At 62.1% G+C, this 20,388-nt stretch carries 22 protein-coding genes; 17 read left to right on the top strand and 5 right to left on the bottom strand.

Annotation, left to right across the window (positions count from 1 at the left end; translation table 11 throughout):
- Positions 1 to 95: 95 nt before the first annotated feature.
- Positions 96 to 542, top strand: a complete 447-nt coding sequence (locus E8Q41_RS11005; RefSeq protein WP_137155588.1) for a pseudoazurin — start codon at positions 96 to 98, stop codon at positions 540 to 542.
- Positions 543 to 656: 114 nt separating this feature from the next.
- Here E8Q41_RS11005 and E8Q41_RS11000 read toward each other — a convergent pair whose 3' ends face one another.
- A complete protein-coding gene (locus tag E8Q41_RS11000) occupies positions 657 to 1,454 on the bottom strand; it encodes an NAD(P)-dependent oxidoreductase (protein WP_137155688.1) in 798 nt (265 codons plus the stop codon).
- A gap of 145 nt (positions 1,455 to 1,599) precedes the next feature.
- Between E8Q41_RS11000 and E8Q41_RS10995 the strand changes: the two genes are divergently transcribed.
- The 7 genes from E8Q41_RS10995 (at position 1,600) to E8Q41_RS10965 (ending at position 8,249) form a co-directional block, all read left to right on the top strand.
- Positions 1,600 to 2,340, top strand: coding sequence for a FadR/GntR family transcriptional regulator (locus E8Q41_RS10995; RefSeq protein WP_137155587.1), 741 nt, complete (start codon positions 1,600 to 1,602; stop codon positions 2,338 to 2,340).
- A gap of 85 nt (positions 2,341 to 2,425) precedes the next feature.
- Positions 2,426 to 3,331, top strand: coding sequence for a 5-dehydro-4-deoxyglucarate dehydratase (kdgD, locus tag E8Q41_RS10990; RefSeq protein ID WP_137155586.1), 906 nt, complete (start codon positions 2,426 to 2,428; stop codon positions 3,329 to 3,331).
- Between the two features lie 4 nt (positions 3,332 to 3,335).
- A complete protein-coding gene (locus E8Q41_RS10985; RefSeq protein ID WP_137155585.1) occupies positions 3,336 to 4,472 on the top strand; it encodes a mandelate racemase/muconate lactonizing enzyme family protein in 1,137 nt (378 codons plus the stop codon).
- 1 nt (position 4,473) lies between these two features.
- The gene (locus tag E8Q41_RS10980) at positions 4,474 to 5,355 is read left to right on the top strand and encodes an amidohydrolase family protein (RefSeq protein WP_137155584.1); all 882 of its coding nucleotides are present in this window, start codon (positions 4,474 to 4,476) and stop codon (positions 5,353 to 5,355) included.
- Positions 5,356 to 5,400: 45 nt separating this feature from the next.
- Entirely contained in the window at positions 5,401 to 6,375 is a 975-nt protein-coding gene (locus tag E8Q41_RS10975; RefSeq protein WP_137155583.1) for a TRAP transporter substrate-binding protein, read from the top strand.
- Positions 6,376 to 6,447: 72 nt separating this feature from the next.
- Complete coding sequence (locus tag E8Q41_RS10970) at positions 6,448 to 6,969, top strand: TRAP transporter small permease (RefSeq protein WP_137155582.1); 522 nt, start codon at positions 6,448 to 6,450, stop codon at positions 6,967 to 6,969.
- Positions 6,969 to 8,249: a TRAP transporter large permease gene (locus E8Q41_RS10965; protein WP_137155581.1), complete on the top strand. Its 1,281-nt coding sequence runs from the start codon at positions 6,969 to 6,971 to the stop codon at positions 8,247 to 8,249. The genes E8Q41_RS10970 and E8Q41_RS10965 overlap by 1 nt, the downstream gene beginning before the upstream one ends.
- A 76-nt stretch (positions 8,250 to 8,325) precedes the next feature.
- On the opposite strand, the gene E8Q41_RS10960 is transcribed toward E8Q41_RS10965, so the two are convergent.
- Complete coding sequence (locus tag E8Q41_RS10960; protein ID WP_137155580.1) at positions 8,326 to 9,249, bottom strand: SMP-30/gluconolactonase/LRE family protein; 924 nt, start codon at positions 9,247 to 9,249, stop codon at positions 8,326 to 8,328.
- A gap of 176 nt (positions 9,250 to 9,425) precedes the next feature.
- Here E8Q41_RS10960 and E8Q41_RS10955 point away from each other — a divergent pair, with 176 nt between their 5' ends.
- Together E8Q41_RS10955 and E8Q41_RS10950 are read left to right on the top strand one after the other, a co-directional pair.
- Complete coding sequence (locus E8Q41_RS10955; protein WP_137155687.1) at positions 9,426 to 10,421, top strand: LacI family DNA-binding transcriptional regulator; 996 nt, start codon at positions 9,426 to 9,428, stop codon at positions 10,419 to 10,421.
- Positions 10,422 to 10,434: 13 nt separating this feature from the next.
- Positions 10,435 to 10,854 carry a heme-binding protein gene (locus tag E8Q41_RS10950; protein ID WP_137155579.1) on the top strand — a complete coding sequence of 140 codons (420 nt, stop codon included), beginning with the start codon at positions 10,435 to 10,437 and terminating at the stop codon, positions 10,852 to 10,854.
- Between the two features lies 1 nt (position 10,855).
- On the opposite strand, the gene E8Q41_RS10945 is transcribed toward E8Q41_RS10950, so the two are convergent.
- Positions 10,856 to 11,887, bottom strand: a complete 1,032-nt coding sequence (locus E8Q41_RS10945; protein WP_137155578.1) for an L-idonate 5-dehydrogenase — start codon at positions 11,885 to 11,887, stop codon at positions 10,856 to 10,858.
- An 11-nt stretch (positions 11,888 to 11,898) separates the two neighbouring features.
- Positions 11,899 to 12,840 carry a 2-hydroxyacid dehydrogenase gene (locus tag E8Q41_RS10940; RefSeq protein ID WP_137155577.1) on the bottom strand — a complete coding sequence of 314 codons (942 nt, stop codon included), beginning with the start codon at positions 12,838 to 12,840 and terminating at the stop codon, positions 11,899 to 11,901.
- Between the two features lie 152 nt (positions 12,841 to 12,992).
- Between E8Q41_RS10940 and E8Q41_RS10935 the strand changes: the two genes are divergently transcribed.
- The 7 genes from E8Q41_RS10935 to E8Q41_RS10905 all read left to right on the top strand — a co-directional run bounded on the left by E8Q41_RS10935 (position 12,993) and on the right by E8Q41_RS10905 (position 19,390).
- Complete coding sequence (locus tag E8Q41_RS10935) at positions 12,993 to 13,754, top strand: SDR family oxidoreductase (RefSeq protein ID WP_137155576.1); 762 nt, start codon at positions 12,993 to 12,995, stop codon at positions 13,752 to 13,754.
- Positions 13,723 to 14,265 (top strand): gluconokinase, encoded by a 543-nt coding sequence (locus tag E8Q41_RS10930; RefSeq protein ID WP_137155575.1) that lies wholly within the window; start codon positions 13,723 to 13,725, stop codon positions 14,263 to 14,265. The genes E8Q41_RS10935 and E8Q41_RS10930 overlap by 32 nt, the downstream gene beginning before the upstream one ends.
- A 20-nt stretch (positions 14,266 to 14,285) precedes the next feature.
- Complete coding sequence (locus E8Q41_RS10925) at positions 14,286 to 15,188, top strand: NAD(P)-dependent oxidoreductase (protein WP_137155574.1); 903 nt, start codon at positions 14,286 to 14,288, stop codon at positions 15,186 to 15,188.
- A 90-nt stretch (positions 15,189 to 15,278) separates the two neighbouring features.
- Positions 15,279 to 16,775, top strand: coding sequence for a sugar ABC transporter ATP-binding protein (locus E8Q41_RS10920; protein WP_137155573.1), 1,497 nt, complete (start codon positions 15,279 to 15,281; stop codon positions 16,773 to 16,775).
- A 22-nt stretch (positions 16,776 to 16,797) separates the two neighbouring features.
- Positions 16,798 to 17,850, top strand: coding sequence for an ABC transporter permease (locus E8Q41_RS10915; RefSeq protein WP_137155572.1), 1,053 nt, complete (start codon positions 16,798 to 16,800; stop codon positions 17,848 to 17,850).
- A gap of 34 nt (positions 17,851 to 17,884) precedes the next feature.
- On the top strand, positions 17,885 to 18,982 hold the full coding sequence (locus tag E8Q41_RS10910) for a substrate-binding domain-containing protein (RefSeq protein WP_137155571.1): 1,098 nt from the start codon (positions 17,885 to 17,887) through the stop codon (positions 18,980 to 18,982).
- Positions 18,983 to 19,057: 75 nt separating this feature from the next.
- A complete protein-coding gene (locus E8Q41_RS10905) occupies positions 19,058 to 19,390 on the top strand; it encodes a hypothetical protein (protein ID WP_137155570.1) in 333 nt (110 codons plus the stop codon).
- A 103-nt stretch (positions 19,391 to 19,493) separates the two neighbouring features.
- Here the strand turns inward: E8Q41_RS10905 and E8Q41_RS10900 are convergent, their stop codons facing one another.
- Complete coding sequence (locus tag E8Q41_RS10900; protein WP_170976444.1) at positions 19,494 to 20,378, bottom strand: transporter; 885 nt, start codon at positions 20,376 to 20,378, stop codon at positions 19,494 to 19,496.
- Positions 20,379 to 20,388 lie beyond the last annotated feature (10 nt).

Genomic DNA, 20,388 nt, shown 5'->3' with positions numbered 1-20,388 from the left:
CTCAAGATCTTTGACGAACCGCAAAGAGCGTCTCGGCGAAACGATTATGGTCTTCTCAACAGAGCCGAATGCGCTCTCAAACCGGAGCTAGACCGATGACCAAGACCCTCCTCTCCCTCGCTGCTACAGCCGTAATTTCCTTGGCGTTGGCCTTTGGCGCTCAGGCGGCCGACCATGAAATCCACATGCTCAACAAGGGCAAAGACGGTGCGATGGTGTTCGAACCCGGCGGCCTGAAGGTCGCCCCTGGCGACACGGTCACCTTCGTTCCAACCGACAAAAGCCACAACGCGGAAAGCGTCAAGGATCTCATCCCGGTCGGCGCCGAAGCCTTCAAGGGCAAGATGAACGAGGCGATCAAGATCACCTTCACCGTGCCAGGCGCCTATATCGTAAAATGCGCGCCGCATTTCGGCATGGGCATGGCCGCCGTCGTGGTCGTGGGCGATGCGCCGGCCAATCTCGACGCAGTCAAATCCGCAAAACTGCCGAAAAAGGCGCGCGAGCGTGTCGAAAAAGATCTCAGCGCACTGGGCCTCTGACATCCACGGAGGTGCTGCGCAACAGAGCGGTTGGTGGCGACAGCCCCGGCCGCTCTCTTTTCATGGGGGCATTCGAGAACAACACCGTTGACGGAGAGAGATCAGATACCTCGCTCATCCTTCCGGATGAATGGGCTCGTTGACGAAGTGACCGCCCTGATACAAGGACGCTGCGTCCGAGGGGGGCGGAACCGGCATGGCGGCGTCGAGTTCGGCGCGAAACTGTTCGGCATTGTCCTTGGGGCGCCAGCCGAGATAGCCGGCGGCGCTATTGTCCCACCAGGATCGATCATTGTTCGATACGCCCCAGATGATCGGGCAGCCGAGCATCGGCGCCGTGAAGACGCGGCCAATCAAGGCCTCGAAATCGTCGAAAGACATCCAAGTGGCCAGCATTCGATGGTTCCGTGGCTTTTCAAAGCAACTCCCAATGCGAACAAGGGCTGTTTCCTGGCCGAATTTTTCGAAATACATCCGGGCGAGCGCTTCGCCGAAACATTTCGACACCCCGTACAGGCTGTCGGGCCGCATCGGAGAGGCGGCATCGATATGCTCGTCCTGGCGGTAATAGCCGATTGTATGGTTCGAGCTTGCGAAAAGGATGCGTGGCATGCCATGCGCGCGCGCCGCTTCATAGAGATTGAACAGTCCCGCGATGTTCGCATCGAGAATTTTGGAAAACTTGTCCTCGACGGACACTCCGCCAAGATGCAGGATTCCGTCGCAGCCCTCCACCAGACGCATCACGGCGCCGGCGTCGGCGAGGTTGCCGCTGACAAGCTCCTCATGCGGCTGGGCTTCGCCAAGATCGGCGATATCCGAAAGACGCACTGTATCGGCAAGTTTGCCCATGCGGGCGCGCATTGCGCGCCCTAATCCGCCGGCGGCGCCAGTGACCAAAAGTCGTTTCAACATCCAGTTTCCTCCTCGCCCCCAGGCGCATGTTCTGTTAACTTATCATACAGGTTGCTGGATTTGCGTCAACAAGTGGACTATAAGAAGATCGTGGCGCGGGCGCGGATCCGGAGTCCGGCTTTGAAGATGGAGGCGACGACCCATGGCGATGACTGCCCGGCCTGTTCAAGGCGCTACTCTTTCCGCGCGCTTGGGCGATGAGCTGCGTCGCGCCATCGTCGGCGGAGAATATCCTCCCGGCAGCAAATTGCCGAGCGAAGCGCAGTTAAGCGAGGCGCATGGGGTCAGCCGAACGGTCGTGCGCGAAGCCATCGCCTCGTTGAGAGCCGACCGGCTTGTCGAAGCGCGTCAGGGTGCCGGCGTCTTCGTTTTGGAGCCTCAACCCGGTCCAGACGCCACGATCCTCGCGTTGCAAAATATTGATCCGGAACGTGTTTCGTCGATGATTGAGGTGCTTGAGCTTCGCACGGCGGTTGAAGTGGAGGCTGCCGGGCTGGCAGCGTTGCGCCGGTCTCCTGCGCAGGAAGAGATGATCCTTGATCGGCATGATGCGGTGCGCGCCTGCTTCGACAACGGCGTATCGAGCGCCGAAGCAGATTTCGCGCTGCATCTCGCTATCGCGGAAGCGACAAACAATCCGAGGTTTCGCGATTTCCTGGCGATGATCGGAAAAAACATCATTCCTCGCGCCGCCCTCAGCGCGGATAGTTCCGAGCGGGATCAGGCCGATTACCTCAAGATGATCGACAATGAACATCGGGCCATCGTCGTGGCCATTTCAAACGGCGACGAGGATGGGGCGAGAGAGGCGATGCGTCGTCATTTGCGGGGCAGCCAAGCCCGCTATCGGGCGCTTCTTCGTGGCCAACGCGGCGCTGTTTGATTAACCTGTATGATAAGTCATTGACATGGGTTGGGTATAGTTGTACGACAAGTTTGCCGGAGGAGGCAAGCAGAGGACAATCAGTATGACGCCGCAAGAAATCAAGGTCGCGCTCGGCGCGGGCCTTCTGTCATTTCCAGTGACCCATTTCGACGGAGAGGGGCGGTTCAACGCCGAAAGCTATCGTCGCCATGTCGAATGGCTCGCGGGATTTCCGGCGCCGGTTCTGTTTGCCGCGGGCGGCACCGGCGAATTTTTCTCTCTGGCTCCCTCGGAGGTCCCGGATATCGTCCGTGCCGCGAAGGAGGCTGCGGGCAAGACCGCAATCGTGTCGGGATGTGGTTACGGCACTGAAATAGCGATCGAAATTGCCCGATCCGCTGAGAAGGCGGGCGCCGACGGCATTCTTCTCCTGCCGCATTATCTGATCGACGCGCCGCAAGAGGGCCTGTTTCACCATGTCCGTCGCGTGTGCCAGTCGGTTGGCATCGGGGTTATGGTGTATAATCGCGACAATTCGGTGATCGGCGTCGAGACGCTTCAAAGGCTTTGCGACGCTTGCCCGAATTTGATCGGTTTCAAGGATGGAACCGGTGATATCGGGCTCGTGCGTCAGGTCACGGCGACGATGGGGGATCGGCTGACCTATCTTGGCGGCATGCCAACGGCGGAATTGTTCGCCGAGGCCTATCTCGGCGCCGGCTTCACTACCTATTCATCCGCAGTCTTCAACTTCGTGCCCCATCTGGCGGTGGAATTCTATGCTGCGCTGCGCGGCGGCGATCGATCGCGCTGCGAGCAAATTCTGAAAGACTTCTTCTATCCGTTCATGGCTCTGCGCAGCCGCCGCAAGGGTTATGCCGTCGCTGCTGTCAAGGCTGGGGTTCGGCTGCAGGGCTTCGACGCCGGCCCGGTGCGCGCGCCGCTCGACGATCTCACAGCCGATGAGGAAGCGGTCCTCGAGCGGCTGATATCGCCCTGGAAGCGGTGACGCCATGAAAATCGCCGAGGTCCGCACGCATCTGCTCGATTATCGATTGCCGACGCCGTTCGAAAGCGCGTCCATGCGGTTCGACCGTCGCGCGCATGTGCTGGTGGAGATCATATGCGACAATGGCCTGACCGGCTGGGGAGAATGCCTCGGTCCGGCCCGTCCGAACGCCGCCGTCGTCGCCGCCTATCGAAACTGGCTGATTGGTGAAAATCCGCTTGAAACTGAAAAGATCTGGGCGCGGCTCTACAACGCCTTGCGGGATCAGGGCCAGCGTGGCCTATCCGTCACAGCCCTTTCCGGCATCGACATCGCGCTCTGGGATATCAAGGGAAAGTTCTTCAACGCGCCGATTTCGATTTTGTTGGGCGGCCGATTTCGTGACCGCGTGAAGGCCTACGCCACCGGGAGTTTCAAGCGCGATGGCGTCGATCGCATAGCGGACAATGCGGAAGAGGTGGCGCGCTACAAGGCCGAAGGTTTCCACGCGGCCAAGATCAAGATCGGCTTCGGGGTCCGTGAGGATCTCCAGGTCATCCGCGCCGTCCGCGAGGCGGTTGGCCCCGAGATGCGCCTGATGGTCGACGCCAATCACGGCTATGATGCTCTGGAAGCGGTCCGGTTCGGCCAGGCTGCGGCCGAACTCGATATCGACTGGTTCGAGGAACCTGTCGTCCCCGAACAGATCGGGGCCTATTGCGATGTCAGGGCGCGTCAGCCGATCCCCGTCGCCGGCGGCGAAACCTGGCACGGCCGGTTTGCGATGAAGGATCCGCTTGAGCGTCGGGCGATCGATATCCTGCAGCCAGATCTCGCGGGAACCGGAGGCTTCACCGAGGCGCGTCGTGTCGTCGATCTGGCAGCGCTGCATGGCGTTCGCGTCGTGCCGCATGTGTGGGGAACCGTCGTTCACATTGCCGCCGCCTTGCAATTCATGGCGGCAATGGCGCCAAGCCCGGTTCGTGTCGACCCCGTTGAGCCGATCCTCGAGTTCGACCGAACGGAAAATCCCTTCCGGCAAGCGGTGGCGACTCGCCCGATCGAGCATCGGAACGGCATCGTGACGATTCCTGAGGGCCCCGGGCTTGGCATCGACATCGATCGCGCGGCGCTTTCCGAATTTCGGATGAGGGAGGACTGAGATGCTGACGCGCCCCCTTTCCGGACGGAAGCCGGCCATCGGACTGCCCGAAGGGGCTGTCGATACCCAGATGCACGCCTATCTTCCGGGCTATCCGTCCCTGCCGGGCGGACCGCCTCTGCCGGCCGGCGCTTTGCCAGACCCTGAACAGTACCGGCAGGTGATGATTTGGCTCGGAATTTCCCGGGTCATCGTAACTCAAGGCAATGCGCATCAGCGGGACAATGCAAATCTTCTGGCGTGCCTGGAGGCGTTCGGATCGGCTGCCCGCGGCGTTGCAGCGTTCGGCGCCGAAATGTCCGACGCGGAACTCGACCGGATGGGCGAGGCCGGCGTCGTTGGCGCCAGAATCATGGACCTGCCGGGCGGCGCCGTGTCTCTCGACGAATTGGATGCGGTCGACGCGCGTGTCGCAGATCGCGGATGGATGCTGGCCGTGCAATTCGACGGCAATCGAATTTTCGATCACTTGGACCGCCTGAGCGCAATTCGTTCGCGCTGGGTGCTGGATCATCATGGCAAGTTCTTTGCCGGCGCCAGCCCGGACGGCCCCGAACTGGCTGCAGTAAAGCGGTTGATCGATCGCGGGAACTGCTGGTTCAAATTCGCCGGCGTGTATGAATCGTCGAAAGAGGGAGGCCCCGATTACCGGGATGTCGCCGCGATCTCGCGCGCAATCGCACGTCACGCCCCGGATCGCATCGTCTGGGGCACGAACTGGCCGCACAATCTCGCCCGAAGCCAGGACGCTTATCCCGACGACGCTGCACTTACTGACACCGTTCTCGGCTGGCTGGACGATGAAGCGGCCCTTCGGCGCACGCTGATCGACAATCCACAGGAACTATACCGCCTGCCGCCCTATCGGGGCGTCGGACTTTGACAGACCTGCCCCGGGAGGAGATCGGGGCGAAACCAGGAGGAAGCCATGAAGATCGCCAGAATTCTCGCTCTTGCGGCCAGTGTCGTGCTGGCCGCAGCCGCAGCGCAGGCCCAGGAAGTGACGCTCAAATCCGCCGACATTCATCCGGACGGCTACCCCACCGTGGAAGCGGTGAAGTTCATGGGGCAGTTGGTCAAGGAGCGCACCAATGGCCGCATCGACATCCAGGTCATGAACAACGCCGTTCTCGGCTCGGAAAAGGATACGATCGAACAGACACGTTTCGGCGTCATCGACATGAACCGCGTCAATGCGGCGCCGTTCAACAATCTGGTTCCTGAGACGGTCGTCTTCGGCCTTCCCTTCCTGTTCCGGGACGCCGAACATATGCATCATGTTGTCGACGGTCCGATCGGCGATGAAGTGCTGGCGGCGTTCGAACCGCATGGGCTTGTCGGTCTCGCTTTCTATGACTCCGGCGCGCGCTCCTTCTACACCACCAAAAAGCCGATCAAGTCGCTTGCCGATTTGAAGGGCCTGAAGATCCGCGTCCAGCAATCGGATCTGTGGATCGCCATGATGGAAGCCTTCGGCGCCAATCCGACGCCGATGCCGATGGGCGAGGTCTATTCGTCGCTCGAAACCGGCGTTGTCGACGGCGCGGAAAACAATTGGCCGTCCTACGAATCCGCCCGTCACTATGAAGTCGCCAAAAACTATACGCTGACGCAGCATTCGCTCACTCCGGAAATCCTGGTGATCTCCAAGATGAGTTGGGACAAGCTGTCGCCTGATGATCAGAAGATTCTTCGCCAGGCCGCCAAGGATTCCGTCGTCAAGATGCGTGAGCTGTGGACGGCGCGCGAGAAAGCATCGGAAGAAAAAGTCCGCGCCGCCGGAAACACCATCATTGAAGTCAACAAGGATGAATTCCGCGCCGCGATGCAGCCCGTCTATGACCGCTTCGTCACCGATCCCAAAATGAAGGATCTGATCGAGCGTGTCCGCGCGACCAAGTAAGCGACAGGCGAGGCCGGCTCCAGGGTCGGCCTCGTCGGGCAGATGCCTGACGCGCGTCGGAGGAGGAGTTTGATGCGGCAATTGATGTCTATAATCCGACCGGTTTTGTCCGGTCTCAGCCGGGCGGCGCTCTATCTCGCAGGCGCAGGCATCGTAGCGATGACCCTGATTATTGGTTGGCAGGTTTTTGCACGCTACGTTCTCAATGACACACCGAGCTGGTCCGAGCCGTTGTCCCTGCAGTTGATGTCCTGGTTCATTCTCTTGGGAGCTGCCGTCGGGGTGCGCGAAAGCGTGCATCTCGGACTGGATCTGTTTCGTCATGTGTCGCCTGCGCCGATCCAGAAACTGATGGACGTTGCTAGCCTCGGAATGATCGTCGCGTTCGGCATCGGCATGACATATTACGCCATACTTCTCGCGATCGGCACCTGGAGCGCGACGATCCCGGTTCTCGGTTGGCCGGGCGGCGTCGATTTCATGCCGATGATCGTCGGCGGCGCACTGATCGCGCTGTTCGCGCTCGAACGCTTGATTGATGCTTTGCTTGACCAGGAAAAGACGCCAGTGGTCGTCATGCAGGAGGTGGCCTGATGGCCTATACGATTCTCTTTGGATCCTTCACGCTGCTGATGGCGATCGGAATGCCGATCGCTTTCTGCCTGGGCATCGCTTCTTTCGCCACCGTTCTCTATCTCGGTTTGCCGCCGATCATCGTCTTCCAGCAGATGAATTCCGGCATGAACGTCTTTGCAATGATGGCGATCCCCTTTTTCATCTTTGCGGGCGACCTGATGGTGCGCGGAGGCATCGCCAGTCGGCTGATCCGTTTCGCAGCCGGACTGGTCGGGCATCTTCGCGGCGGCCTGGGTCAGGTGAATATTGTGGCCTCCACGCTGTTCGGCGGCATTTCCGGATCGGCCGTCGCGGACGCCTCTGCTGTCGGCGGCCTGATGATCCCGCAAATGGCGGCGCGCGGCTATGATCGCGGCTATGCGGTCAATGTTACCGTGAATGCGGCGATCATCGCTCTGATGATCCCGCCGTCGCATAACATGATCCTGTATTCGATTGCTGCCGGCGGCAATGTCTCGATCGCCGACCTTTTCACGGCGGGCGTCGTTCCCGGCATCCTCCTGGCCGGAGCGCTGATGGTGACAGCCTATGTCGTGGCGCGGCGTCGCGGCTATCCTTCCGAACCGTTTCCCGGCTTTTCGAAGCTTGCTTATTATCTCTTGGCGTCTTTCCCCGGCCTGCTGTTGATCGCCATCATTTTCGGAGGCGTGCGGTCAGGTGTGTTCACCGCCACCGAAAGTTCCTGCATCGCGGTGCTCTACGCCTTTCTCGCCGCCGCTTTCGTCTATCGAGAACTGGACTGGCACAATTTCGTCGAAGCGGTGCTCGGTGCTGCGCGAACGACGTCCATGGTGTTGCTGGTGATCGGCGCTGCGGCAGCGTTTGCCTGGCTGATGGCGTTCCTGCAGGTGCAGACATTGATGATCTCGGCAATCTCGGCGATTTCGGACAATCCGCTCATCGTCCTGCTCGTCATCAATATCGTTCTCCTGCTGCTGGGAACATTCATGGACATGGCGCCGCTGGTGATCATTTCCACGCCCGTTCTCCTGCCGGTGGTCAAAGCCTTCGGCGTCGATCCGGTGCATTTCGGCGTGGTGATGATCCTGAACGCCGGCATCGGTCTCAACACGCCGCCTGTGGGCACGGTGTTGTTCGTGGGCTGCGCGGTGGGCGGAATTTCTATCCGCGAGGCCATGCGAACCATCTGGCCGTTCTTCGGAGCAAGCGTGGGCGTTCTGATGCTGGTGACCTATATCCCGGCGCTGTCGCTCTGGCTGCCCAGCCTGTTCAAGTAGGCGGGAGCCGGTCTCTGTCGCCCGCTCTTCGGGCGACAGAGTTAAACACCAATCGTATTACGCGCTCCCCTGCTGATCAGGGCAGCGACGCGCCGTTTGCCGTCAGATAGACCGCGTAGAGCGACGTCGTCCCGCAAATAAACAACCGGTTGCGCTTCTCGCCGCCGAAAGCGACGTTGGAGACGTATTCGGGAATGCGGATCTTGCCGATCAGCGTTCCGTCCGGGTCATAGCAATGCACGCCATCGGCGGCGCTGGTCCAGATCCGTCCGAGGCGATCGACCCTGAAACCATCGAACAGGCCGGCCGTGCAAACGGCGAACACGCCCTGGTCCACGAGACTATTGTCTTCGGTCACCCGAAATTTGCGGATATGGCGCGGGCCGCCTTCGAGATGAGACGCGCCGGTGTCGGCGATATAAAGTATGCGTTCGTCGGGCGAAAAGGCCAGACCGTTTGGCTTTTCGAAATCGGTGGCCACCGCCGCGATCGAGCCGCCGGGATCGACGCGGTAGACATGGCAGCCGTTCTGCTCCTGCTCGGCATAGTCGCCTTCGTAATCATGCAGGATGCCGTAGGAGGGATCGGTGAACCAGATGGAGCCGTCCGATTTCACCACGACGTCGTTGGGCGAGTTCAAACGCTTGCCGCCGGAGCGGTCCGCGATCACCTCGATCCGTCCGTCAAAGCCGGTGCGGGTGACGCGGCGGGTGAGGTGCTCGCAGGTCACCAGCCGTCCCTGAGCGTCGACCGTGTTGCCGTTGGAATTGTTCGACGGCGCTCTGAACTCGTAAACCTGGCCCGAGGTGTCGTCATAGCGCAGCATGCGGTTGTTCGGAATGTCCGAGAACACCAGATAGCGCCCGGCCGGGAACCATGCCGGCCCCTCGAGCCAGCGTCCCCCCGTCCAGAGCCGTTCGACGCGGGCGTGACCGACGAAACAGGCCCCGAACCGGGGATCCAAAATTTCGAAACCCGCGCCTTCGATCTCCCCAAACATGGCTTGCCTCCTCCGCATGCAAAATCTATGTTATCGATAATCGGATTGGCGCAGAGATCAAGGTCTTTCTCCCCGCCATTCAACCCCAAACATACCGCGAGAGGCTCGCCCGCGTGAAAAAATCTCCGCCGCCCGCGAAGCAGCAACGCCAGCAGGTTTCGCCTGGCAAGGCGACCATGGCCGATGTCGCGCGCCATGCCGGCGTTTCGGCCATGACTGTATCGCGCGCGCTGCGCAACGATCCCCGGGTGTCGCGCGAACTGCGCGAGCGGATCGACGCCGCCGTCAATGCGCTGGGGTATGTGCTCGACCAATCGGCGGGCAGCCTGTCCTCAGGCCGCACCGGCTTCATTGCCGCCTTGGTGCCGTCGATCAACAACTCCAACTTCTCCGACACCGCGCGCGGGCTCACCGATGCGCTCGAGAAAAGCGGCCTGCAACTGCTGCTCGGCTATACCGAATATTCGATGGAGAAAGAGGAAAAGCTGATCGAATCGATGCTGCGGCGGCGGCCCGAAGGCATCGTGCTGACCGGCGGCGCGCATACGCCGCGCGCCCGAAAGATGTTGGAAAATGCAGGGATTCCTGTGGTCGAGACCTGGGAGCTGCCGGCAGACCCGATCGACCAGGTCGTCGGCTTCTCCAACAGCGAGGCGATGGCGACGCTTGTTCGCACGCTGGCGTCCCAGCGCGGCTATAAAAAATTCGCTTATATCGGCGGGACTACGGAGCGCGACACGCGCGGCAATCAGCGCAAGGAAGGCTTTCTGAAAGCGCTCGCCGAGATGGGCCTGCCGCAGGGGCGGGTCATCTCTTTCGGCATTCCACCGATCTCGACCGAGCAGGGCGGCCAGGCGATCGCCTCGGTGCTGGAGCGTTGGCCCGATACCGACGTCGTGCTCTGCGTCTCTGACCTTTCGGCCTTCGGCGCGCTGATGGAATGTCAGCGGCGCGGCATGAAGGTTCCAGGCGACATCGCCATTGCCGGTTTCGGTGACTACGAGATTTCAGCCTCCTGCTATCCGCGCATCACCACCGTCGATGTCGACTGTTACGGTATCGGCCGTCTGGCGGCTGAGCGGGTGTTGCGCTCTCTGCAGTCAGGGACGGACGGCGCGGCCGATGAACTGATTCTGACGCCTTATCGCGTCGTGTTGCGCGAAAGCGCCTGAGAAGGAAAGATCCATGAATCCTGTTCGCCAGACTCTATCGCTGTCGCATGCCGGCGCTATGGCCGCGCTCGCCGCCGCCGTCTCCAAGGCCGAGGAGATAGGCATTCCCCAGAATATCGTCATCGTCGATACAAGCGGCGTTTTTCTCGCAGGTATTCGCATGGACGGCGCGAAATATCTGTCGATCGAGACGGCAACCGGAAAAGCGCGGTTCTCGGCCTCTCACAATGCTCCGTCCGGCCATCAGGCCTTTGAGACCAGTGTGACCTTTGGTCTGGCCACCAAGGGCGGCACAACCAATCTTCCGGGTGGATTGCCGATCCGTTTCGACGGCGTGCTGGTCGGTGGCATCGGCGTGGGGTCTGGCACGGGAGACCAGGATCTCGAAGTGGCCCGCGCCGCGCTCTCGGCTGTTGGCGCGGACCAGATTTAGGTCAGAAGGCGATCTGCACCTTCATCGAGCGGGAGCGATCGCTGGCGAGTTCAAAGGCTTGCTGGGCTTCGTCGAGCGGCAGGACACCCGTCAGCAGCGGCTTGAGATCGACCCGCTTCCTGTTGATGAGATCGACGGCGAGGCCGAACTCCTCATGGAAGCGGAACGCGCCGCGAATCTCGATCTCCTTGGACACGACCATGTTCTGCGGCAGCGAGATATCGCCGCCGAGACCCAGTTGCACCAGCACGCCGCGCGGCGCCAACGCTTCCAGCCCCGCGCGCACGGCGCGTTCATTGCCGGAGGCCTCGAACATCACGTCGAATGTGCCCTTGTCGGCGCCATAGGCGGCGAGATCCTCGGGCCGTTCGGCGACATTGATCGTGCGATCGGCGCCGATTTTCGCCGCCAGCGCCAGCACGCCGTCGGCGACATCGGTGGCGACGATTTCACGGGCGCCATGTGCGCGCGCCGCGATGATCGCCAGCGACCCGATCGGACCGCAACCGGTCACCAGAACGCGTTTTCCCAGAAGGCTGCCGGCGCGATTGACGGCGTGCAGGCAGACGGCGAAAGGCTCGGCCATCGCCGCCTCATGGATGGACACGCCTTCTTCGATGCGGTGGCACTGCCAGGCCTCGGCGATCAACTGCTGGCGGAACGCGCCCTGGATATGCGGAAACGGCATGGCCGAGCCGTAAAAGCGCATATTGAGGCACTGGTTCTGCTGACCCTTGAGGCAGTATCGGCAGCTGTTGCAGGGCCGGCTCGGCGAGACGGCGACGCGGTCGCCGACCGCGAGGCCGGAGACGCCGGCGCCGAGGCTCGCGACGCGGCCCGCCACCTCATGGCCGAGGATCATCGGTTCGCGCAGGCGCACCGCGCCGAAGCCGCCATGATTGAAATAATGCAGGTCCGAACCGCAGATGCCGCCGGCCTCGAGTGTTATCTCGACCTGACCTGGGCCTGCCGTTTCAAGCGGACGATCCTCGACGCGCAGATCGCGGGCGGCGTGAATGACGATGGCTTTCATGTCGTCGCTCCTCAAACCACGGGTGTGATCAACGGCTTGCCGGCGAAATGCGCGGCGAGATTGTCGCGCACCAGCTGGCCCATCGCCTTGCGGGTTTCCACCGTGCCCGAAGCGTGATGTGGTTGCAGCAGTGCATTCGGCAGCGCCAGAAAACGCGGATCGATGCGGGGCTCGTTGTGGAAGACATCCAACGCCGCGCCCTTGATCACCTTGTTTTCCAGTGCGGCGAGCAGCGCGGGCTCGTCGACCGTGGTGCCGCGCGAGACATTGATGAGATAGCTGTCCGGGCCGAGCGCTGCGAGCACATCGGCGTTGACGATGCCATAGGTCGAGGGACCGCCGGCGATCGTCACGATCAGGAAGTCCGACCAAGCCGCGAGCGCCTTGAGATCAGGCTCGAAATCCCAAGGCAGGTCGTCGCGCGCCTGGGTGTCGAAATAGCGGATGTCGCAATCGAAACCGGCGGCGCGCTTGGCGGTGGCCGCGCCGACGCGGCCCATGCCGGCAATGCCGACCTTCTTGCCGAAGAAGCGGGTCACCAGACCCATATTGGCTTTGGCCCATTGTCCCGACAGCACATAGTCATGCCCTTCGCGGATTTGCCTGCAGATAGCCAGGCTGAGCCCGATGGCGATGTCGGCCACGTCGCCGGTCAGCACGTCGGGCGTGTTCGTAACACGAATCCCGCGGCTCCTGGCGTAAGCGAGATCGATGGCGTCGGTGCCGACGCCGTAGCAGGAGACGATTTCGAGATTCGGCAGCTTCGCCATCAGCTCCGCCGAAGCGCCGAGTTCGCCGCGTGTGGCGATGGCCCGCACCGAGCCTGCGGCTGAGGCGATCAGCGCGTCGCGATCGTCGGCTTCCCAGACTTTGAACAGCGTATAGCGCTGTTCGAGATCTTCCATATCCCATTGGGGATAGGCTCCCATCATGAGAATGTCTGGCTTGGTCATAGCGTCCTCCCGATTTTCTGTTTGCGGCGTCTTGCGCATGTTAGCGATATCATATAACTCGTATCGCCATGTCAAGGCCGCCCCGCAAGGGATGGTCAAGCGGAACGGGATGAGGGAAAAATCCGGTTCGGCGACAGGTGAGGAGGAGTTTCATGTCCGATTTGTTCAATCTTGGCGGCGCGCTTGCCGTCGTCACCGGCTCTAGCCAGGGCATCGGCCTGGCTTTGGCGGAAGGGCTTGCTGCGCATGGCGCGCGGGTCGTCATCAATGGTCGCGGTGCCGAGAAGGTGGAGCAGGCGGTCGCTTCACTGAAGGACAAGGGCTATGAGGCGCATGGCCGGGTTTTCGATGTGACGAACCCGAGCGTGGCCTCCGCCATCGATGCGATCGAGGCCGAAATCGGTCCGATCGACATTCTCATCAACAATGCCGGCATGCAGTTTCGCGCGCCGCTCGAGGAGTTTCCCGCCGACAAGTGGGACGAACTGCTGAGAACCAATATTTCGAGCATGTTCTACACCAGCCAGGCCGTAGCCCGACATATGATCAAGCGCGGCCGCGGCAAGATCATCAATATCGGTTCGGTGCAGAGCGAGCTCGCCCGCCCGTCGATCGCGCCTTATACCGCCACCAAGGGCGCGGTGAAGAACCTGACGCGCGGCATGTGCGCCGATTGGGCCAAGCACGGGCTGCAGATCAACGGCATCGGTCCCGGCTATTTCAAGACGCCGCTCAATCAGGCGTTGGTCGACAACCCCGAGTTTTCCGGTTGGTTGGAAAAGCGCACCCCCGCCGGTCGTTGGGGCAATGTCGAGGAACTGATCGGCGCTGCCGTGTTCCTCGCAGGCCCCGCATCCTCCTTCGTCAACGGACACATGCTCTATGTCGATGGCGGCATCACCACCTGCCTCTGACGTCATGGCCGTCGTGGTCATGGGCGTTTCGGGCTGCGGCAAGTCCTCGATCGGCGAGAGGCTGGCGGCAGAGATCGGCGGCGCCTTCATCGAGGGCGACGCGCAGCATCCGGCTGAAAACATCGCCAAGATGTCGGCGGGAACGCCGCTCACCGATGCCGACCGCTTTCCCTGGCTCGACCGAATTGCGGCGGCGGTGTCGCAGGAACTTGCCGGCGGCCGGTCTGTGGCAGCGTCCTGCTCGGCGCTGAAGAAGATCTATCGCGATCGCCTGAGGGCGGCGGCTCCCGGGCGCGTCCGCTTTGTGTTTCTCAAGGGAGATCAGGCGCTTTTGCATGCGAGAATGTCGACGCGACCGGGCCATTTCATGCCGGCCTCGCTCTTGACCTCGCAGCTGGCGACGCTCGAAGATCCCAGCGGGGAAGAGGGCGTCGTGACCATCGATATTGCGCTTGCGCCGGAGGAGATCGTGGCGCGGGCGTTGGATGAAATCGGGCAATCCGCAGCCTGAAGCGGAAGAGGGAGGACATGATGTCGGACGGTAACAAAACAGCAGTGGCGGTGATCGGGGCTGGGATCATGGGATCGGCCATCACCCGCAGGCTGCTGGAGACAGGACATCAGGTTCATGTCTTCGACCTCGATGCAGCCAAGGTCGGCGCGCTGGTCGCAGATGGCGCTGTCGCCGCCGAAACGGCTGCGGCCGCTACGCGCGGGGCGGATTTCACCATCCTCAGCCTCAACAGCGCTGCGATCGTGCGCGCCGCAGTCTTTGGCCGGAATGGCGTCGCCGAAGGCGCTTCGGGCGATAAGCTTCTCATCGATATGTCTTCGATCGATCCCGTCGACACGGCGCAGATGTCGGCGCAACTGGAGTCGGATACGGGCATGGCCTGGGTCGATTGCCCGCTGTCCGGTGGCGCGCCCGGCGCGCTTGCCGGTCGGTTGACGATCATGGCGGGCGGGGCAGCCGACGATTTCGAGCGGGCCCGCCACGTGATGCGCCATCTCGCGGCCAATTATACGCTGATGGGGCCTTCGGGCGCCGGGCAGACCGTGAAGCTAATCAACCAGCTGTTCTGCGGTGTGATGTTCCAGGCGGTGGCGGAGGCGGTGAAGCTCGCCGAAGCGGGCGGCGTCGATGCGAGCCAGATCCCGGCGGCGCTTGCGGGCGGCCGGGCCGACAACCGTATCATGCAGGAATTCATGGCGAAATTCGCCGCCCGCGATTACAGCCCCACGGGCCGTATCGACAATATGCTGAAAGACCTGAATTCCCTGCAGGCGTTTGCGCTGAAAACGGGCGTGCCCCTGCCGATGACCGCTCAGGTCGTCGAGGTCAATCGCCTGCTCTGCGCGGCCGGGCTTGGGTCGAAGGATTCCGCCGAGGCCATGCGCCTGCTGGACGGCGATTTCGCCTCATCTGATCGTTGATTTTCCGTTCGCTTGCCCGATAGGGGCTTGACTGTCGCGCTGTGATATCGCTAACATGACATCACTTGCGGTACTTTGGGAGGAGCGCCGTTGACTGACAAGGCATTGCTGGAGTTCCGCTCCATCACCAAGATTTTCGGCGGCACGCGCGCGCTGAGTTCCGTTTCGCTCGATCTGAGAGAGGGCGAAATCGTCGCGCTGCTCGGCGAGAACGGCGCGGGCAAGTCCACGCTCATCAAGACGCTGGCCGGCATCTACAAGCCCGACGAAGGCGAGATCCGCTTTCGCGGCGCGGCCTATCATCATCGCCCGCCCAAGCCGAACGAGCGCCAGCCGGTGGCTTTCATCCATCAGGATCTCGGTCTCATCGAGTGGATGACGGTCGGCGAAAATGTCGGCCTCGCCCAGGGTTTTTCGATGCGCTCGGGCGTGATCGACTGGAACGCGACCGAGGCGAGGGCGCTGGAGGCTCTGCGGCTCGTGGGCTGCACCTTCGATCCCTCGACGCGCGTCTCCCAGCTCACCCGCACGGAAAAGTCGCTCGTCGCCATCGCCCGCGCCCTTGCCGTCGAGGCCGATATTCTCGTGCTCGACGAGCCGACCGCTAGCCTGCCGGCCGATGAGGTGGAACGGCTGTTCGCCGCCATCCGCCCGCTTAAAGCGCGTGGCGTCAGCATGATCTATGTGTCGCATCGTCTCGACGAGGTGTTCCGCATCGCCGATCGCGTCGCGGTCCTGCGCGACGGCAAGCTGGTTGGCCAGAAATCGGTCAGCGACACCACGCCATCCGAATTGATCGAGATGATCGTCGGTAGGCCGGCGACCGAACTGTTCTTTAAGGCGGGCACTGTCGCCGCCGAGCCCGTGGTGCGCATCCGCGACCTCGTCTGCGAGGGTGGCGCGCCGGTGAGTTTCGATGTTCGCCGCGGCGAATTGCTCGGCCTTGTCGGCCTTCGCGGCGCGGGTCATGAACTCGTCGGCCGGGCGCTGTTCGGCGCCGAACCATTCTCCGGCGATGTCACCATTCATGGCGAGACGCCCGATCTCTCCTCGTCGATTGCGGCCATGCGCTCCGGCGTCGGCCTGATCGCCCGCGACCGCACCGAGGAATCGGCGGCAATGTCGCTGTCGATCCGCGAAAACACCTTCATCAACCCGGGCGCAGCCGGCAGAGGATTATTCTCCTTCCTGTCACCGCGTCGTGAGGCGAACAAGGCGCGCGAGATCGGCGCATCCGTCGGCCTCCGCCCCAATGACCCAGATCTCGCCATCGAGGCTCTGTCGGGCGGCAATCAGCAAAAGGTGATCGTCGGACGTTGGCTGGCGACCGGCCGCAAGCTGCTGATCGCCGAGGATCCGACCGCCGGCGTCGATGTCGGCGCCAAGGCCGATATCTACCGGCTGATCGCCCGCGCGCTCGAAACCGGGCTGGCGGTGATCGTGGTCTCCACCGACTTCGAGGAAATCGCCCATATCTGCCACCGCGCGCTGGTCTTCTCGCGCGGGGCCATCGTCCGCGAATTGAGCGGCGATCAACTGTCCGTCCAATCCGTCATCGCCGCCGCATCGGCATCCGAAGCGGCCTGACCGCGAGCGAGGAGTAATCATCATGCAATCCATCCAATCCACCGCGCTCGAGCCGACGCGCAGCGAGATGCGGGGCCTGACGACAAGCGAAAAGGTCATGCGTCTTCTGCCGGTCTATGGTCTGGTGATCCTGACGCTCGCGCTGATCCTGATCTTTTCGCTGATCCTGCCGACGACCTTCCCCACGCTTCTCAATTTGCGTTCGATCATCTCCAACAAGGCGATCATCGCCATCCTGGCGCTGGCGGCGATGATCCCGATGGCGGCCGGTCGCATCGACCTGACCATCGGCTATGGCATCGTTCTCTGGCACGTGCTGGCGATTTCGCTGCAGACCATGTTCGGGTTGCCCTGGCCGGTCGCGGTGCTGATCGTGCTCTCGCTCGGCGTCATCTGCGGTTTCCTGAACGGGCTGCTGGTCGAAGTCGCCAAGATCGACTCTTTCATCGCAACCCTCGGCACTGGCACGGTTCTCTACGCCATCGCGCTCTGGCATACGGGCGGCCGCCAGGTTGTGGGCTTGTTGCCGGAAGGCTTCTATGCGCTCAACGGGACGATGTTTCTGGGCCTGCCGATCACCGGCTTCTACGTGCTGGCGCTGGCCGCGCTGCTCTATATCGTGCTCGAATATTTGCCGATCGGACGTTACGTCTACGCCATCGGCGCAAATCCCAAGGCGGCGGCGCTCAACGGCATTCCGGTGCGCAAATTCGTGATCGGCGCTTTCATTTCGTCGGGCTTCCTGTCGGCGCTCGCCGGCGTGTTGCTCGCCTCGAAACTGCGCATCGGCCAGGCGAGCGTCGGTCTCGAATATCTGCTGCCGGCGCTGGTCGGCGCCTTTCTGGGCTCGACCACCATCAAGCCGGGCCGCGTCAATGTCTGGGGCACCCTCGTTGGCGTTGCGATCCTAGCGGTCGGGATCTCCGGCATCCAGCAGATGGGCGGCGCTTTCTTTGTGGAGCCGCTGTTCAACGGCGTCACGCTTCTCGTCGCCATCGGCATCGCCGGCTACGCGCAACGCAAGAAAGGCGCGGTGATCAAGCGCGCCCCCGAACCATCAAAACCCGCGGTCTGAGGAGGCCGCGCATCATCAACAGGAGGAGGAAACCATGAATCGTAGAACATTTCTGAAGGCCGGCGTCGCCACGCTCGCACTCGCCGCGGCGCTTCCCGCGCTGGCGGATCCGATGACGGACGCCAAGGCCGTCGTCGAAAAATACGCCACCAAGGTCGACAAATGGGATGGCCCGACCACCGGTCCCAAGGCCCAGACCGGCAAGAACATCGTCATTCTCGTGGGCGACATGAAGAATGGCGGCCAGCTCGGCGTCGTCAACGGCATCCAGGAAGCAGCGACCGCCATCGGCTGGACCGTGACCGTGCTGGATGGCGCCGGCTCGATCGACGCCCGCACGGCCGCCTTCGGCCAGGCTATGGCGCTCTCGCCGAACGGCATCATCATCAATGGCTTCGACGCCGTCGAACAGGCGCCGGCGATGGAGCAGGCGAAGGCCGCCAAGATCCCGATGGTGTCGTGGCATGCCTCATCCGCAGTCGGTCCGGTTCCGGAAGTCGGCGTCTTCGCCAATGTCACCACCGACGCCATGGAAGTCTCCAAGGCTGCGGCGAATTACGCCTATGTCGATGCCGGCGGCAAGCCGGGCGTGATCATCTTTACCGACTCGACCTATGCGATCGCCATCGCCAAGGCCGACCGTATGAAGGAGGAGATCGAGAAGCTCGGCGGCACGGTGCTCGAATATGTCGACACGCCGATCGCCGAAACCTCCCAGCGGATGCCGCAGCTGACTGTGGCGCTTCTGCAGAAATACGGCGCCGCCTGGACGCATTCGCTGGCGATCAACGATCTCTATTTCGACTTCATGGGGCCGGCTCTGTCGGGCGCGGGCATTCCCGGCGACGGCGCGCCGATCAATGTCGCCGCCGGCGATGGGTCGGAAAGCGCCTATCAGCGCATCCGCGCCAAGCAGTATCAGAAGGTCACGGTGGCCGAGCCGCTCAATCTGCAGGGTTGGCAGCTGGTCGACGAACTGAACCGCGCTTTTGCCGGCGAGGGCTGGTCGGGTTACGTGTCGCCGCTGCACGTGGTGACTTCGGACAATGTCGAATTCGATGGCGGCCCGAAGAACACCTTCGATCCCGACAACGGCTATCGCGACGCCTACAAGAAAGTCTGGGGCGTCTGAGCCTCGACGGTCCGGGCGGCTCGCCGTCCGGACCACCTCCCAACCGGCCTCGGGCCGCATTTCTCAGGATATGTCATGATTATTCGCTACGCCCTTTTCGAGGGCGAGATCCATGCCGGCATGGAAGAACAGTTCCGCGCCTTCGTCAAGGAACGGCTTGTGCCGCTCTGGACCCGCTTTCCCGGCGCAGAAGAAATCCGTGTTCTCGACGGGCTCGACCGGGACGAAGGCGCGCCGGTCTATGCGATGGCGCTCGCCATCCGCTATCCCGACATGGCCGCTGTCGAACAGGCGCTGGCCTCCGACGCCCGCGTCCAGAGCCGCGCGGTGACCGGAGAGCTTCTCAAGATGTTCACCGGCAAGGTGCATCATCACCTGTTTTCGGCGAACGAATACGCGCCTGCTTAATCAGCGGCTTTGTTGTTTTGTCTCCCATGCCTTCCTCGAAATAAGCCGGCTCCGCCCATGCGTGGCGGAGCCGGCTTTCCATCGGGAGCAGAACTGATCCGCCTCAGAATTTCGTCGCGAAATTCACCCACACGGAGTCGCCTTGGGAGCGGTTTTCCGAATAGACATCGTGCTGCCAGGAGGCGCTGAGCTGCAGCCCGGGATTAAAGCTGTAGGTCAAGGACGGGCCGATGGCGAAACCTTCGCCGCGATGGCCATCCGCCGCCGCCGTCGGCCCCTCGTCATCGGTGAACTGCTTGATGAAATAGCCGACGGCGCCGGCGCGGATCTTGCCGAAGTTCCAGCCAGCCGCATAGTCCAGCACGAATTCGTTGCCGCTCTCATAGTCGGTCGCCGTGTTCTCGGTATTGAAGATCATGCGCGCCGCGGCGGCGAATTCCAGTCCTTCCGGATCCGAGTAATGATAGCCGAGCGTCGGCTGAAACGACCAATGGTTCAGACCCGTATTGGCCAAGGCGTTTTCATCATAGGGTCCCGTCGGGATGCCGACGTCGAGGCCCATCACGAAAGTCTGGTGTCTGTCCGGATGCCAGGCCAGGCCGATGGTGGTTGTGGCGTCGCCGATATTGAAGGCGTTGTCGGAGCCGAACGCGGTATCGAGATCCAGATGGATCACCGGCAGGACGAGCTGACCCCAAAGCTGCGCCTCGCCGATCTTGATATCCGACACATACATGAAGCGCATGGTCTCGACGGCGGCCTTGACGCTGAAATCGATCGGAACCTCGTTTCCATCGCCGTCATTGGTGCGGTTGGCGCTGAAATAGCTCGTTTGAGACAGGAAATAGAAGCCCTCATAGGGCGGAATTGCGCCGCCATAGAATTGCGAGGCGCCGGGCGCGTATTGACTGTTGCCGTTCTCGGCGGCGAAAGCAGGCGCTGCCGAACAGGCTAAAGCTGCAACCAAAATGCTCGTATGGATTTTCAATTCGTCCTCC

The organism is Rhizobium sp. FKL33 (assembly GCF_005222915.1).
Classification (GTDB): domain Bacteria; phylum Pseudomonadota; class Alphaproteobacteria; order Rhizobiales; family Rhizobiaceae; genus Rhizobium_E.
This window is presented reverse-complemented; position numbering and strand designations above follow the sequence as displayed.